General features: G+C 38.7%; 18 protein-coding genes and 1 rRNA gene. 10 read left to right on the top strand and 9 right to left on the bottom strand.

Going from position 1 to position 12,987, the window contains the following annotated elements; translation table 11 throughout:
• Nucleotides 1-312: 312 nt before the first annotated feature.
• The 3 genes from hemB to rocD form a co-directional block, all read right to left on the bottom strand.
• Nucleotides 313-1,281 (bottom strand): porphobilinogen synthase, encoded by a 969-nt coding sequence (gene hemB, locus DFQ04_RS13875; protein WP_133556881.1) that lies wholly within the window; start codon nt 1,279-1,281, stop codon nt 313-315.
• An 81-nt stretch (nt 1,282-1,362) separates the two neighbouring features.
• On the bottom strand, nt 1,363-2,016 hold the full coding sequence (locus DFQ04_RS13870) for an HAD family hydrolase (protein WP_133556879.1): 654 nt from the start codon (nt 2,014-2,016) through the stop codon (nt 1,363-1,365).
• 24 nt (nt 2,017-2,040) lie between these two features.
• On the bottom strand, nt 2,041-3,315 hold the full coding sequence (rocD, locus tag DFQ04_RS13865; RefSeq protein WP_133556877.1) for an ornithine--oxo-acid transaminase: 1,275 nt from the start codon (nt 3,313-3,315) through the stop codon (nt 2,041-2,043).
• A gap of 69 nt (nt 3,316-3,384) precedes the next feature.
• On the opposite strand from rocD, the gene DFQ04_RS18360 reads away from it, so the two are divergent.
• The 10 genes from DFQ04_RS18360 (at nt 3,385) to DFQ04_RS13820 (ending at nt 8,308) form a co-directional block, all read left to right on the top strand.
• Nucleotides 3,385-3,537 carry a DUF5522 domain-containing protein gene (locus DFQ04_RS18360; RefSeq protein WP_166637311.1) on the top strand — a complete coding sequence of 51 codons (153 nt, stop codon included), beginning with the start codon at nt 3,385-3,387 and terminating at the stop codon, nt 3,535-3,537.
• A 101-nt stretch (nt 3,538-3,638) separates the two neighbouring features.
• Entirely contained in the window at nt 3,639-3,881 is a 243-nt protein-coding gene (rpmB, locus tag DFQ04_RS13860; RefSeq protein ID WP_133556876.1) for a 50S ribosomal protein L28, read from the top strand.
• A 32-nt stretch (nt 3,882-3,913) separates the two neighbouring features.
• Nucleotides 3,914-4,096, top strand: coding sequence for a 50S ribosomal protein L33 (gene rpmG, locus DFQ04_RS13855; RefSeq protein WP_026950880.1), 183 nt, complete (start codon nt 3,914-3,916; stop codon nt 4,094-4,096).
• Nucleotides 4,097-4,133: 37 nt separating this feature from the next.
• Nucleotides 4,134-4,286 carry a DUF4295 domain-containing protein gene (locus DFQ04_RS13850; RefSeq protein WP_075350620.1) on the top strand — a complete coding sequence of 51 codons (153 nt, stop codon included), beginning with the start codon at nt 4,134-4,136 and terminating at the stop codon, nt 4,284-4,286.
• Nucleotides 4,287-4,380: 94 nt separating this feature from the next.
• Nucleotides 4,381-5,337: a signal recognition particle-docking protein FtsY gene (ftsY, locus tag DFQ04_RS13845; RefSeq protein ID WP_133556874.1), complete on the top strand. Its 957-nt coding sequence runs from the start codon at nt 4,381-4,383 to the stop codon at nt 5,335-5,337.
• Nucleotides 5,338-5,453: 116 nt separating this feature from the next.
• On the top strand, nt 5,454-6,302 hold the full coding sequence (locus DFQ04_RS13840) for an SPFH domain-containing protein (protein WP_133556873.1): 849 nt from the start codon (nt 5,454-5,456) through the stop codon (nt 6,300-6,302).
• Between the two features lie 5 nt (nt 6,303-6,307).
• Complete coding sequence (locus DFQ04_RS13835; protein WP_133556871.1) at nt 6,308-6,802, top strand: hypothetical protein; 495 nt, start codon at nt 6,308-6,310, stop codon at nt 6,800-6,802.
• A gap of 1 nt (nt 6,803) precedes the next feature.
• Complete coding sequence (locus DFQ04_RS13830) at nt 6,804-6,956, top strand: Arc family DNA-binding protein (protein ID WP_133556869.1); 153 nt, start codon at nt 6,804-6,806, stop codon at nt 6,954-6,956.
• Nucleotides 6,957-7,055: 99 nt separating this feature from the next.
• Nucleotides 7,056-7,433, top strand: a complete 378-nt coding sequence (locus DFQ04_RS13825) for a hypothetical protein (RefSeq protein ID WP_133556868.1) — start codon at nt 7,056-7,058, stop codon at nt 7,431-7,433.
• Between the two features lie 110 nt (nt 7,434-7,543).
• Nucleotides 7,544-8,308, top strand: coding sequence for a class I SAM-dependent methyltransferase (locus DFQ04_RS13820; protein ID WP_133556866.1), 765 nt, complete (start codon nt 7,544-7,546; stop codon nt 8,306-8,308).
• Here the strand turns inward: DFQ04_RS13820 and DFQ04_RS13815 are convergent.
• From DFQ04_RS13815 to rrf, 6 genes are all read right to left on the bottom strand, one after another.
• Complete coding sequence (locus DFQ04_RS13815; protein ID WP_133556864.1) at nt 8,305-9,267, bottom strand: glycosyltransferase; 963 nt, start codon at nt 9,265-9,267, stop codon at nt 8,305-8,307. The two genes, DFQ04_RS13820 and DFQ04_RS13815, sit on opposite strands and share 4 nt — an antisense overlap.
• The gene (locus tag DFQ04_RS13810; protein WP_133556862.1) at nt 9,267-10,226 is read right to left on the bottom strand and encodes a glycosyltransferase family 2 protein; all 960 of its coding nucleotides are present in this window, start codon (nt 10,224-10,226) and stop codon (nt 9,267-9,269) included. The genes DFQ04_RS13815 and DFQ04_RS13810 overlap by 1 nt, the downstream gene beginning before the upstream one ends.
• Before the next feature lie 3 nt (nt 10,227-10,229).
• Nucleotides 10,230-10,781, bottom strand: a complete 552-nt coding sequence (locus tag DFQ04_RS13805; RefSeq protein ID WP_133556860.1) for a DUF4199 domain-containing protein — start codon at nt 10,779-10,781, stop codon at nt 10,230-10,232.
• Nucleotides 10,782-10,787: 6 nt separating this feature from the next.
• Complete coding sequence (locus DFQ04_RS13800) at nt 10,788-11,300, bottom strand: DUF4199 domain-containing protein (RefSeq protein ID WP_133556858.1); 513 nt, start codon at nt 11,298-11,300, stop codon at nt 10,788-10,790.
• Nucleotides 11,293-12,534: a dihydroorotase gene (locus DFQ04_RS13795; protein WP_133556856.1), complete on the bottom strand. Its 1,242-nt coding sequence runs from the start codon at nt 12,532-12,534 to the stop codon at nt 11,293-11,295. The genes DFQ04_RS13800 and DFQ04_RS13795 overlap by 8 nt, the downstream gene beginning before the upstream one ends.
• A 367-nt stretch (nt 12,535-12,901) precedes the next feature.
• Nucleotides 12,902-12,987, bottom strand: a 5S ribosomal RNA gene (gene rrf / locus DFQ04_RS13790); the annotation flags it as partial.

Here is a 12,987-nt window from a genome sequence, read left to right as displayed (position 1 = left end):
CCTATTGTGATAAGAAATAAAATTTTGAATTTCTTTAGAATATTTTCTGGAATCGATTACGAAAAGACTTTATCAGAATATTTTATCTTAAAAAAATCATTATTCGGATTTTAATTCTTTAAAAACTAGTTTTTCAGAATTTTTGTCTTCAATTAAAAAATTATCGAAAATATAATTTTTAAAAAATCAGATATTTTTTTTAACCTCTTATTTAAAAAAGTCTCACAATGATTCATTTTTAAAGTAAAAATTAACCCTACAAGCAAAAAAAATCCCGATAAATCGGGATTTTAAGTTTGTTTTTAAAACAGCTTACTTCTGAGCCTTTGCAAAATCTTTTGCAAAGTAGCTCAGGATAATCTTGGCTCCGGCTCTCTTAATGGATAGAAGTATTTCATTCATGGATCGATCATAATCTAACCAGCCTTTTTCTGCTGCTGCCTTTACCATGCTATACTCTCCGGATACATTGTAAGCCGCGATTGGCAAGGGATATTGGTCCGCCAATAGCTTAATAATATCCAAATAACTTAAAGCCGGCTTGACCATTAAGAAATCAGCGCCTTCTTCTACATCTAAATCAGCTTCAATCAGAGCTTCTTGAGAATTTGCTGGATTCATTTGATAGGTTTTTTTATCCCCGAATTTCGGAGCTGAATCCAAGGCATCACGGAAAGGCCCATAAAATGCACTGGCATATTTTGCAGTATAGGACATGATTGACGTGTCGATAAATCCGTTTTCGTCCAAAATATCCCGGATATAGCCCACACGGCCATCCATCATATCCGAAGGGCCCAAAATATCTACCCCCGCATCAGCCTGAGCAAGAGACATTCTCCCAAGGATTGTCAGGGTTTCATCATTTAAAATCTTTCCACCTTTCACCAAACCATCATGTCCATCACTACTGTAGGGATCCATTGCCACATCGGACATCAGGCAAACTTCAGGAAACCGCTTCTTGATTTCCCTTAGGGCTTTCAGATAAAAAGTCTCCGGATTATAACTTTCAGAAGCAATGGAATCTTTTAAGGTCTCAGGATAAGCCGGAAATACATCAAAGGCCATAATCCCCAAATTCATGCAAGATTCAATTTCTTTCAGCATCAAATCAATGGAATACCTATGGATGCCTGGCATGGAATTCACCTCTATTTGCTTATTTCTTCCATCTACAAGGAATAAAGGAAATATGAGGTCTTTGACAGAAACTTGGGTTTCTTCTACCAGTCCACGAATAGACTCTGATTTCCGGTTTCTTCTAGGTCTTCTCTGCATATGTATAGGAATTATCGGGCAAAACTAATGAAGGAAAACTACTTTGGCTTTGTATGATATTAACCTTTTCAGGAGATTAACTCAAATCAAAAGGGCTAAAACATCATCAGATGAAATTTCCGTATAACTAGTAATATAAGCTTCACAAGGAGGCAAATCGCTTTTTTCATGCGTGGAAAGGACACCAACCACTTTCATCCCTGCATTTTTGGCTGCCATTACCCCAGAAAATGAATCCTCAAAAACGAGGCAATCTGATGGTTTGAAGGACAAATTGCTTGCAGCATTTAAATAAACTTCCGGGTCAGGTTTGTGTTTGGATACGTGCTCGCTAGCTAAGGCAGATTCCAAATGGGGGAATAAATCTAAATGTCCAGCAATCAATTCCAAATTTGCAAAGGGAGCTGAAGTTGCGACCCCAGTCTTAAAACCTGCAGATCTCAAATCCCTAAAAAACTCCATAAAACCTGAAATCGGCTCTACATGGTGTTTATATATCTCGCGAAACAAACTCTCCTTTTCATCTTCCAACTCCAGCAGCTCTTGCCCTTCTATCTTTCTGCCCAAGAAGTGGCTCAGGATATACCCATTGTTTTTTCCATACATGTGAGCTTTGAAATCCTCTTCAGTCGGAAACAAATTCCTTTTTTCGAAGAATAATTTAAAAGCTTGCGAGTGGAATGGGTTGGTATGACAAATCACCCCATCCATATCAAATATGACTGCTTTGGACATTTTAGTAATCAGGCAATCTTGAAGTTACTTCTTATCAAAGGCTGAAATCACTTTTTCAATAATGTCGCAACACTCATGAATTTGCTCTTCAGTCATTACTAATGGAGGTGCAAATCGGATGATATTTCCATGGGTAGGTTTTGCCAAAAGACCATTTTCAGCAAGTTTCACACAAATATCCCAGGCAGTTGAGCTTTCCGGGCTATCATTGATTACCACTGCATTCAACAATCCTTTTCCTCTAACGAGTTTGGCGATAGAGTATTTATTGACCATTTGCTGCATTCGAGATCTGAAAATCTCCCCTAGTTTTCTGGCGTTTTGAGCCAATTTTTCATCTCGAACTACTTCCAAAGCAGTCATCGCAACTTTTACTCCCAGAGGATTTCCTCCAAAAGTGGATCCATGCTGCCCTGGCTTGATGACTTCCATGATAGACTTGTCAGACAAGACTGCTGAAACCGGATAAAAACCTCCTGAAAGCGCTTTACCCAAAATCAAAATATCTGGTTTGGTATAAGTCTCCTGCTTTTCACAATGACCTTCACAAGTACAATTCCCACAAACTGCAAGTAAAGAACCTGTTCTGGCTATCCCTGTCTGGATCTCATCGGCAATGAGGAGTACTCCTTTAGATTCGCAGGCTTCTTTAGCTTTTTTGATATAATCTTCAGCTGGAGTATATACACCGGCTTCTCCCTGAATTGGCTCAACTAAAAATGCTACCACTCCATCTATTTCCAAGGCAGATTTAAGCGCTTCTACATTATTATAAGGTATGCGAATAAAACCATCAGTGAATGGACCAAAATTCTTTCTCGCATTTGAATCATTGGAAAAAGAAATGATCGTGGTGGTTCTACCATGAAAATTATTTTCAGCGACAATGATTTTTGCCTGATTCTCGTCTACTCCTTTTTTCTCATATCCCCATTTCCTGGCGATTTTCAAGGCAGTTTCTACTCCTTCCGCACCAGTATTCATGGGCAACACCATGTCAAATCCGAAATATTCGGTGATGTATTTTTCAAAGGGACCCAAAAGATCGTTGTAAAATGCCCGGGAAGTCAAAGTCAGTGTTCCCACTTGTTCAATCATAGCATCTTTGATTTTAGGATGACAGTGGCCTTGATTTACTGCTGAGTAAGCAGAAAGGAAATCATAATATTTTTTCCCTTCTACATCCCAAAGGAATACACCTTCACCTCTTGAAAGCACAACAGGCAATGGATGATAGTTATGCGCTCCATATTTGTTTTCGAGCTCAATGGCCTGCTTGCTTGAGGTAATTTTTTCCATTTTCATATCAATTTTTGGGCTTTTTCTTCAATTTTGCCCTAAATATAGTGATTGCTGGAAGGCTAAGCCATGAATAATAAAAAGAACCAAAGTTCCCCCCTTACCAAAGAGGATTATTATATAAATGAAAATGGACTGATGGTTTTCACTGAAAAATATCATCTGAAGCGGGGATATTGCTGCGGAAGCGGCTGCAAACACTGCCCTTATCCAAAAGGGTAGGATCATTCAGAATATTTTTAAAATGCTTTGTTGGTAATTCCCAAAAAGTTCCGATATTTGCAGACTCATTACAGAAACGCATACCAATTACGATATAGATCATGGCAAAAGTTTGTGACATTACCGGCAAAAGACCTCGAGTAGGTAACAACGTGTCCCATGCAAACAACAAGACGAAGCGTAGATTTTATCCAAATCTTCATAAGAAGAGCTTCTACGTACCTGAAGAAGACGCATGGATTACATTGAAAGTAAGCTCAAAAGCGCTGAAGACAATCAACAAGAAAGGAATTTCTGCAGTTTTGAAAGAAGCTCAGGATAACGGCATGATTGTAATCAAATAATCAAAGTCACAGTCCCTTAAATCAACACCGAGATGGCTAAGAAAGGTAATAGAGTACAAGTGATTTTGGAATGTACAGAGCACAAGAACTCTGGCATGCCAGGTACTTCAAGATACATCACTACCAAAAACAGAAAGAACACTACCGAAAGATTGGAATTGAAGAAATTCAACCCAATCCTTAAGAAAGTGACTGTTCATAAAGAAATCAAGTAATTTAGCTTGGGTCTAGGCCCACTTAAACGACAAAGAAATGGCTAAGAAAGTAGTAGCAACCCTAAAAAAAGAAGGTGGCGTGTCTTACGCCAAAGTTATCCGTGCCGTAAAGTCTGACAAGACTGGTGCATATACCTTCAAAGAAGAAATGGTTCCTTCCACATTGGTTCAGGACACCTTGAAAAAATAATTTGCCTAGTGCATCGTAATGTATCCAAGTCCCTCTGACCTCAATCAGTAGGGACTTTTTCGTTATATTCCATTTTTATAAACATAATCCAAGCATGGGAATCTTTGGTTTCTTTTCAAAAGATAAAAAAGAAAGTCTTGACCAAGGTCTTCAAAAGACCAATGAATCGATCTTTTCTAAAATCAGTAAGGCTGTAGTCGGCAAATCCACCGTCGATGAAGAAATTCTGGATGAGCTCGAAGAAATTCTAATTACTTCTGATGTAGGTGTTGATACCACCATTAAAATCATCAGAAGAATCGAGGAGCGGGTTGCCAAAGACAAATACCTCAATGCAGCTGAACTGGACACCATTCTTAGAGAAGAAGTCGCAGGCCTATTGGAAGAAAGCAATACTAAAGAATTTTTGGATTTTGAAATCCCTGCAGATAAAAAGCCTTATGTAATAATGGTGGTAGGAGTAAACGGGGTAGGAAAAACCACTACCATCGGAAAACTTGCCAACCTTTTCAAAAACGCAGGCAAATCGGTAATACTAGGTGCGGCAGATACTTTTAGAGCTGCGGCAGTCGACCAATTGATTCTTTGGGGAAATAGAGTTGGTGTTCCTGTGGTTTCTCACGGAATGAATACAGACCCTGCTTCTGTTGCTTTTGACGCAGTGAAGCAAGGAGTAGACACCCAAGCGGACGTGGTAATTGTCGATACTGCAGGAAGACTTCATACCAAAGTCAATTTGATGAATGAGCTAAGCAAGATCAAACGCGTAATGCAAAAGTTCATCCCGGACGCACCTCATGAAATCATGCTAGTCCTTGATGGTTCTACAGGACAAAACGCTTTTATTCAGGCCAAGGAATTCACAAAAGCAACGGAAGTCACCTCACTGGCGATAACCAAGCTGGACGGAACGGCAAAAGGTGGGGTAGTAATCGGGATTTCTGACCAATTCAAAATCCCTGTGAAATATATTGGGGTCGGAGAAAAGATGACTGATCTTCAGATTTTCAACCGAAAAGAATTTGTGGATTCTCTATTCAAAAAGAAATAAGAAATCCTTCTTCCTCTTAAAGTCCAGCTCCGGTTGGACTTTTTTTTTGAAAAAATTTGAACCTAATTCTTTTTTTATCGTAATTCACAATGATATCATTTTAACATCATATTGAAATGGAAAAAATAACTAAACCTCTTTCAGGCTATCTTATCCTTTGCGTAGATCTTGCCTTGATTCCCGCTGCTGCATTTTCGTTTATCAATGAATTGCATTTACTGGGCGCCATTTTGGGCCTACTAATGATCCTAATTATTCCTGGGTATTTTACCCTTCAGCCAAACAAGGCAATGGTTTTGATTCTATTTGGAGCCTACAAAGGAACTGTAAAGGCCAATGGCTTCTTTTGGGTAAACCCATTTATGAGCAAGCAAAAAATCTCACTCCGGGTAAGAAATTTTGAGAATAAGCCGTTAAAGGTTAATGATAAAATTGGTAATCCTGTCATGGTTGGAACCATCGTTGTTTGGCAGGTCGAAGACACCTTCAAGGCAATCTTTGATGTAGAAGACTACGAAAACTTTGTGCACCTACAAACTGATGCAGCTGTAAGAAAAATGGCTGGCCTTTATCCTTACGATAATTTTGAGGATGAAGAAGCGGAAGTCACGCTTAGATCTGGGGTAGAAGAAGTCAACCATTCCTTGGAGAAAGAAATCAAAGAGCGATTAAACCACGCCGGCATTAAAGTAATCGAAGCTAGAATCTCTCACTTGGCTTATGCTTCAGAAATTGCCTCAGCCATGCTCCAAAGACAGCAAGCAACTGCAATTGTAGCAGCTCGCCAAAAGATTGTAGAAGGAGCAGTAGGCATGGTAGAAATGGCATTAGCAGACCTAAAGATCAAAGACATCATCGAATTTGACGAGGAGAAAAAGGCAACCATGGTATCCAATCTAATGGTAGTCCTTTGCTCAGATAAAAGTGCCAGCCCGGTATTAAATGTCGGAACCTTACATCAATAATTCCCATGACCAATCTGATCTTCAAAGAGGAACAATCCTATCGAGGGACCTGGCTGATGTATCTTATTCTAATGCTGGAAGTCCCAATGATTTCACTGGTCTCCTTTTTAATTTGGAGATCAGAGCCTGATAAAAGTAGGGCTGTCTTAATCATTGGGTCTTTCCTTGGAGTTTTGAGTTTGGTGTTTTTTTTCTTGATGTCTATCAAGCTAAAAACACGAATTGACCCAGATGGTGTGAAATTCAGATTTTCACCTTTTATCAATAGCTGGAAAACTTTCCGAAAAGAGGAAATCCTGAGTATTGAAGTGGTGGAATATAGCCCATTATCCGACTTTGGTGGATGGGGATTAAAGGGAAATAGATCGACAAAAGCCTACAGCGTTTTAGGTGATCAGGGGCTTTTATTGGATATCGGCCAAAAGAAGAAAGTCATGATTGGCACACAGAAACCAAAAGAGCTTAAGTCCTATATTGAAGAATGGGTAAAGGAGGAATAGCATGTCAAAAAAGAAAGCTTTTGCCCTGAGGTTAGATGAAGAAACGCTAAAAGCCATTGAAAAATGGGCTGCCGATGAATTCCGCAGTACAAATGGGCAATTGGAATGGATCATACGAGAAGCTTTGAAAAAAGCGGGTAGGCTGCAGAAGTAGGTTTTAGGATAGATTCCTTGAATCTATTCAAATAGCCACTCCAAATTCAGATTTGATAAAAGGATTTTGGTAAATTGAAAAAGTTAAAATTCTTTTACCATGAAATATTTAAAGAAAATCCTATTTCTCGGGAGTTTAGTTTTTACAGCTTATTTAACTCCAGCCATTTCCTCTTTTGCACAAGAAGCAAGCACTGAGCTAACTAAGGAGGAGAAAAAACTTCTTAAGGCTAAGGAAAGCCTTGAAAAGGCTGAAATTGACCTTGAAAAAGCAAAAGAAAAACTAAATGAAGAAAGAGAAAAGCGAAGCAAAATGCAAAAGAGCTTTGAGAAATCAAGCTCTAAAGGAAAACTTTCTCCCGATGCGATTTCAAAACAAACCAAGTCCTTAAGCGATCAAACCAAGAAAATTGAAAAGATTGAAAAGGAGATCGAGGACCTAGAGGAATATATCCGGGAAAATAAAAAAGATGGATAATCCAATTTTAAGCAGAGCCTTTTTAAGGCTCTTTTTTTATAGATAATCCAAAGGTTTTTTTAGGCTTAAGGAGAAAGAGATTTTTTTACCTTTGAGGCTGAATCTAACCCATGAAAAAAGTAATCAGTTTAGCCATAAGATTTATTCCAAGGCCTATCCTTCAGCAGGTTAGTCCATTGGTCATGAAAGTCCTCGGCACATTAAATCAAGGAAAGGACGTACAATGCCCAATTTGCAAAAGTGAGTATAAAAAATTCCTTCCCTATGGCAGAAACCCAAGAGAAAATGCACTTTGTCCTTCCTGCCTTTCTCTGGAAAGACACCGCCTGATGTGGCTCTATTTGCAGGAAGAAACTGCATTTTTTACCGATTCCTTGAAGGTACTTCATGTGGCTCCTGAGCATTGTTTCATTGATCGATTTGAGTCACTGCCAAATCTTGACTACATCACAGCCGATATAGAATCTCCTCTGGCCAAGGTGAAAATGGACGTCCATGCGATCCCTTTTCCGGAAAATTCTTTTGATGTCATCTTTTGTAACCACGTTTTGGAACATGTAGATGACGACATTTTAGCCTGCTCCGAATTCAACAGGGTTTTAAAGCCCGGAGGTTGGGGAATCCTACAATCCCCCGTTTATAACCTTGAAAAAACCATAGAAGATAAATCTATAACCGACCCCGCAGAACGAGAACGCTTATTTGGCCAAAGAGATCATGTCAGGAAATTTGGGAAAGATTATGCTGAAAGGCTGAGAAAATCAGGTCTTTTAATTGAGGAAAATCAGTTTGTTAAAAACCTTCCAAAAGAACTCGTTAAACGTCACGCATTAGCGCCAGATGAAGTGATTTTTGTATGCAGAAAGGGAGTTTAACTCGTAATCTTTTTCTTTATCCATTCAAAAATTAGCCCGGATCCGTAAGCCATTAATTGGATAATAGAAGTAATTAAACTCAAAACCGCAACCTGAAGAGATTGGTATTTGGCTAATGAATTTAAAAAAACACCCAACATCCAGGCTCCCAAAATCACTAGCTGAAGCTTAAAAATCAGGAAGCCCAAAACTCCAAAAACGGGAATGGAAAGCAAAAACAACAAAAACCCACTAGGAAGCAAGTGTACCAGTTTAATGGCATCGGGGTGAAATCTTGAAACATTTACTCGATTTCTACCAAAGGAAAATGCTTGCTTAGCAAATGAAAAAAGGGTGTTTTTTCTTTTGTGAAAAACATATGCATCCTGAACCAATTCCATTCTGTACCCGGCTTTTTTAATTCTGATACTCCATTCAATATCCTCACCTCTATTAGGATCTACAAAGCCTCCTACTTCCTCAAAAACCTTTCGGGAAACACCCATATTAAAGCCGCGGGCCTGATACTTGGAAACATCTTTTAATTTTCCTCTGATCCCCCCAGTAGTCCAAAAAGAAGTCATGGCAAAATCCATTGCCTTTTGAAGATTGGTAAAGTCCTCACCAGCTGCATCGGGACCTCCAAAAGCATCTAAACTTCGGCTTTTAATTGCATTCCAAAGATTTTGAAGATAATCCTTAGGAAGAATTACATCTGAGTCTAGAATAACAAAAAAGTCTCCTTTGGCGCGACTCATTCCGAAATTCCGAGCGAATCCCTGTCCGGTATTGAATTGAAAAAAATAGGATAAGGAAAGTTTTGAAGCGTAATATTCACAAACCTCCTTAGAATCAATCGATGAACCATCTTCAACCACCAGCACTTCAAAATCAGTAAAACTTTGATTTCTAAGGCTTTCAAGAAGCTCCCTTAATTCTTCCGGGCGATTAAAAACTGGAATGATTACAGAAAAGAACATCAGAAATCAAAATTGACCTCTTCATCGATTTTATATTCTGTTTCCTTGGCTGTATTGGAAGTCATCAATTCAGCCAAGAAGCCTGTGACAAAAAGTTGTACCCCGATGATCAAAGCAACCAAGGCGAGGAAAAACAATGGTTGATCGACAATCTCCCTTACTTTTAGCCCTTTGCTAAGTCCATAGATTTTTTCAAAAATCAAATATGCAGTTATTATAAAACCGGTCATGAAAGAAAGACTTCCCAGCAATCCGAAAAAATGCATAGGTTTCTTTTTGTACCGGTGTACAAACGTAACGCTGACCAAATCCAGAAACCCATTAAGGAAACGTTCTAGTCCAAATTTGGAATAACCATACTTTCTGGCTTGATGCTGAACTACTTTTTCTCCGATTTTTGGAAAACCATTCCACTTGGCTAATAGCGGGATATACCGATGCATTTCCCCGTAAACATGGATATTTTTGACTACTTTATTTCGATAGGCTTTCAAACCGCAATTGAAATCATGCAACTGAATTCCGGAAATCCATCGTGTTACTCCATTGAAAAATTTTGAAGGGATAGTTTTTGAAATAGGGTCATGGCGATCTTTTTTCCAACCCGAAACCACATCAAGACCTCCTTTTACCATTTCATAAAGGCCAGGAATTTCATCTGGACTGTCTTGTAAATCCGCATCCATGGTGATTACTACTTCACCGAGAGCTCTTTTAAAACCGGCATCAAGGGCAGCGGATTTCCCATAATTTCTGGTAAAATTCAAACCCCGCAAACAAGAATCCTTTTCAGTCAATTCTAAGATCACTTCCCAGGACCTGTCCGTACTTCCATCGTTTACCAAAATCACCTCATAAGAAAAGCCGTGTGCATTCATCACACGGCTGATCCATTGGGTTAATTCTGGTAAGGATTCCTCTTCGTTAAAAACTGGTATTACGACGGAAATTTGGATCATAGATTAATAATCGAGGGACTTGTCTCGTTTCTTTAAAATTGCTCCCAAAATTAATGCAATTATCGCATAAGCAATCAATCCGAAACCAAAGCCTTTCAATTGACCTGAAAGGGTATAAGGATCTGAGGAGCTTTTACGCATCTCATCAAGCATTTCTGGACTTAATGAATCTGGATTACCTCCAAAGCTCTCCATCATTTTCATAGAGTTTTCGAAAGTTATATCTGCCAAAACTGAACCCAAATCCGGGTCAATTACTTGGAATAATAATAGCTGTCCTACCAAGGAAACTAATCCCGAAACGATCATGGTAAGAAAACTGAAATTGAAGGCGGTACCAAAGGACATGAACCCACCAAGTTCGGTTCTGTATTGCTTTCCGAAATAAATAATCAAACCAAAGAAAATGACCAGAAATCCCAAACCAAACCACCAAGTGGCCAGTAAGGTAGAATCAACAAAATAGGCAATATAGGTCAGCGCCAAAGCTATTAGACCCATAGTGATCCCTGGCTTAATTGCTGCTTGAAAAGGGGATTGTGCTTGCTCTTCCATAAGATATCAGTTAGGATTTTTCCTTAAAATAATAGAAATAATAATGCTGAAAAACATTCCAGGAATGATTTTCCATAGCCCATCATTGAAAGCTATATCCCACGAGGTAAGCGATTTTATACTTTCTTGAGTATAGTTAAAAGATGCTTCACCTACCTGGGATATTATCATGTCCCTGTTTTCTTGCAATACTTGAATCTTTGATTCTTTGATTAATTGAAAAAAATCTGGCATTAAAGAAAGTACAAGCCAAATTCCAAGTGAAGACAGTATTCCTATCATGGTATAGGTTACAAATCCAATTGTCATTCCTTCCGCAAAAGAAAGAAATCCGTTATTGGAATATTCCTTGAAAAACTTAATCGCCAAAAAAACCGCGACAGGTATAAGTACATAACCAAAAATCAAACTCAGATTAGTCGGATCAGGGCTTAAAAACCGAAGTAAAAAGAAGGAAATCAAACTGAGGACACCACCTAAAACTCCGAACTGATAGGCAGTTTTAAGGTATTTATTCATTTACTCTCTGGAGGTTTCCCTTTTGAAATACAAACTTTACCTGTCCAGTAAGACTTGTTCCAAACCAAGGATGATTAGAGGAAAGGGATTTATTTGACTTTTCATCATAAACCCAGGATTGGGTAGGGTCGAAAATAGTCACGGATTCATTTTGCGATCCAATAATTTTTGAAGGCCCAGCGGTGATTTTTTCAATTAAAACCTCCCAACTCAATTCCTGCGAAAGTTGAACTAGAGCAGGAAGGAAAGCCTGAAGTCCTGCCATCCCAAAAGATGCCAAATCAAATTCTGAAAATTTGGAATCAAAATCTTGAGGTTGGTGATTAGAAACTAGCGCATCAATAGTTCCATCCAGAATTCCATCAATCAAGGCGGCCCTATCGGATTCTGACCTGAAAGGAGGGTTCACCTTATAGTTAGGATCAAAGGTCATCAGATCTTTATCCTTAAAAATTAACTGATAGATAGAAGTATCAGCGGTAACATTTAAGCCCTCTGCTTTAGCTTTCCTGATCAATTCTACCCCCTTTTTGGTACTCAATGTCTGAAAATGAACCCTACCACCAGTATAGCGAAGTATTTCAAGATTTCTTTGAATAGCAATATCTTCAGAAAGATTGGGGATCCCTTTCATTCCGAGTTGAGTCGAGATTTCACCTTCATGCATTTGTCCAAATATTGAAAGAAGCGGATCATAGGCATGATCAAACAGTACCCCGTCAAACTTTTGGAGGTACTGCAAAATCTTCATGAAGCGGTCCGAATTGGAGAGAGGCTTAATCCCATCTCCAAAAATCTTAACACCTGATTGAAAGTGCATATCAAGAATCTCGGTTAAATCTTCTCCCAAAGTATTCTTGGTAACAGCACCCATGATTTCAAGATCTATCCCAAATTTTCTGGATCTATTTAGGACAAAATCCACTTCATTTTTGGATTGAATAACCGGATCGGTATTGGGCATAATAACCGCCTTTACGAAACCAGAAGAAATCAAGCTTTGACAAAGACTTTCTACTGTTTCTCGATATTCTTGTCCAGGCTCACCAAGGCCACAACGGAGATCTATCCAGCCAGAAGAAGCAAAATAGGAAGAGCAATCAATTATTTCCTTGAACTCTGATTCTGAAGAATCGACCAATTCTTTGAAAGATTGATCATGGATAAAAAAGTTTTTTGGTTCGGAAATTTTTCCGTTACGAATAAATCTGAGATTCTTAAATAATACTGACATCCATTAAGATTTAGTGCAAAACTGCAATAATATTCCCTAAAATGAAATGTTATAAGGTGAAAACTAGTACAGTGAAAATTGAAACACATAAATCACCAATTGGAAAAGAAGGCCAGATATCAGAATTTAAGCCAGACAACTGCAAAAAGAATTTTCAGCAGAAATTCGTTTTAACAAAAAAGCAGGTCAGAATAATTTGGGCTCCTTATTGGCTATTATGGCATCCTAACCTCTGCGTTAATATGTGAAATTGTCCTAGGTAAGCCTATTCTTATGTCTAGTGTCTTGCGTCTTGTTTCTAGTGTCTTTGTTCTTCTCGCCTATAAACGTCAAAAGCCCTCCGAGTGATCGAAGGGCTTTTTGAATAATGTGGCGGCGACCTACTCTCCCGGGTGTAACCCCAGTACCATCGGCGCTGCAGGGCTTAACTTCTCTGTTCGGGATGGGAAGAGG

Origin of the sequence: Algoriphagus boseongensis (assembly GCF_004362805.1) — a bacterium.
In the GTDB taxonomy this organism is placed as follows: domain Bacteria; phylum Bacteroidota; class Bacteroidia; order Cytophagales; family Cyclobacteriaceae; genus Algoriphagus; species Algoriphagus boseongensis.
The sequence above is the reverse complement of the archived record's forward strand: the minus strand, read 5'-3'. Positions and strand labels throughout refer to the sequence as shown.

What these genes read in the sequence shown, in the direction of transcription:
- DFQ04_RS13825 (WP_133556868.1), top strand. Translation starts at nt 7,056, where the DNA reads ATGAAATATTTAAAGAAAATCCTATTTCTCGGGAGTTTAGTTTTTACA.
- DFQ04_RS13795 (WP_133556856.1), bottom strand. Translation starts at nt 12,534, where the DNA reads ATGTCAGTATTATTTAAGAATCTCAGATTTATTCGTAACGGAAAAATT.
- DFQ04_RS18360 (WP_166637311.1), top strand. Translation starts at nt 3,385, where the DNA reads ATGAATAATAAAAAGAACCAAAGTTCCCCCCTTACCAAAGAGGATTAT.
- DFQ04_RS13840 (WP_133556873.1), top strand. Translation starts at nt 5,454, where the DNA reads ATGGAAAAAATAACTAAACCTCTTTCAGGCTATCTTATCCTTTGCGTA.
- DFQ04_RS13810 (WP_133556862.1), bottom strand. Translation starts at nt 10,226, where the DNA reads ATGATCCAAATTTCCGTCGTAATACCAGTTTTTAACGAAGAGGAATCC.
- DFQ04_RS13820 (WP_133556866.1), top strand. Translation starts at nt 7,544, where the DNA reads ATGAAAAAAGTAATCAGTTTAGCCATAAGATTTATTCCAAGGCCTATC.
- DFQ04_RS13870 (WP_133556879.1), bottom strand. Translation starts at nt 2,016, where the DNA reads ATGTCCAAAGCAGTCATATTTGATATGGATGGGGTGATTTGTCATACC.
- rocD (WP_133556877.1), bottom strand. Translation starts at nt 3,315, where the DNA reads ATGGAAAAAATTACCTCAAGCAAGCAGGCCATTGAGCTCGAAAACAAA.
- DFQ04_RS13800 (WP_133556858.1), bottom strand. Translation starts at nt 11,300, where the DNA reads ATGAATAAATACCTTAAAACTGCCTATCAGTTCGGAGTTTTAGGTGGT.
- DFQ04_RS13830 (WP_133556869.1), top strand. Translation starts at nt 6,804, where the DNA reads ATGTCAAAAAAGAAAGCTTTTGCCCTGAGGTTAGATGAAGAAACGCTA.
- DFQ04_RS13835 (WP_133556871.1), top strand. Translation starts at nt 6,308, where the DNA reads ATGACCAATCTGATCTTCAAAGAGGAACAATCCTATCGAGGGACCTGG.
- hemB (WP_133556881.1), bottom strand. Translation starts at nt 1,281, where the DNA reads ATGCAGAGAAGACCTAGAAGAAACCGGAAATCAGAGTCTATTCGTGGA.
- rpmG (WP_026950880.1), top strand. Translation starts at nt 3,914, where the DNA reads ATGGCTAAGAAAGGTAATAGAGTACAAGTGATTTTGGAATGTACAGAG.
- DFQ04_RS13815 (WP_133556864.1), bottom strand. Translation starts at nt 9,267, where the DNA reads ATGTTCTTTTCTGTAATCATTCCAGTTTTTAATCGCCCGGAAGAATTA.
- ftsY (WP_133556874.1), top strand. Translation starts at nt 4,381, where the DNA reads ATGGGAATCTTTGGTTTCTTTTCAAAAGATAAAAAAGAAAGTCTTGAC.
- rpmB (WP_133556876.1), top strand. Translation starts at nt 3,639, where the DNA reads ATGGCAAAAGTTTGTGACATTACCGGCAAAAGACCTCGAGTAGGTAAC.
- DFQ04_RS13850 (WP_075350620.1), top strand. Translation starts at nt 4,134, where the DNA reads ATGGCTAAGAAAGTAGTAGCAACCCTAAAAAAAGAAGGTGGCGTGTCT.
- DFQ04_RS13805 (WP_133556860.1), bottom strand. Translation starts at nt 10,781, where the DNA reads ATGGAAGAGCAAGCACAATCCCCTTTTCAAGCAGCAATTAAGCCAGGG.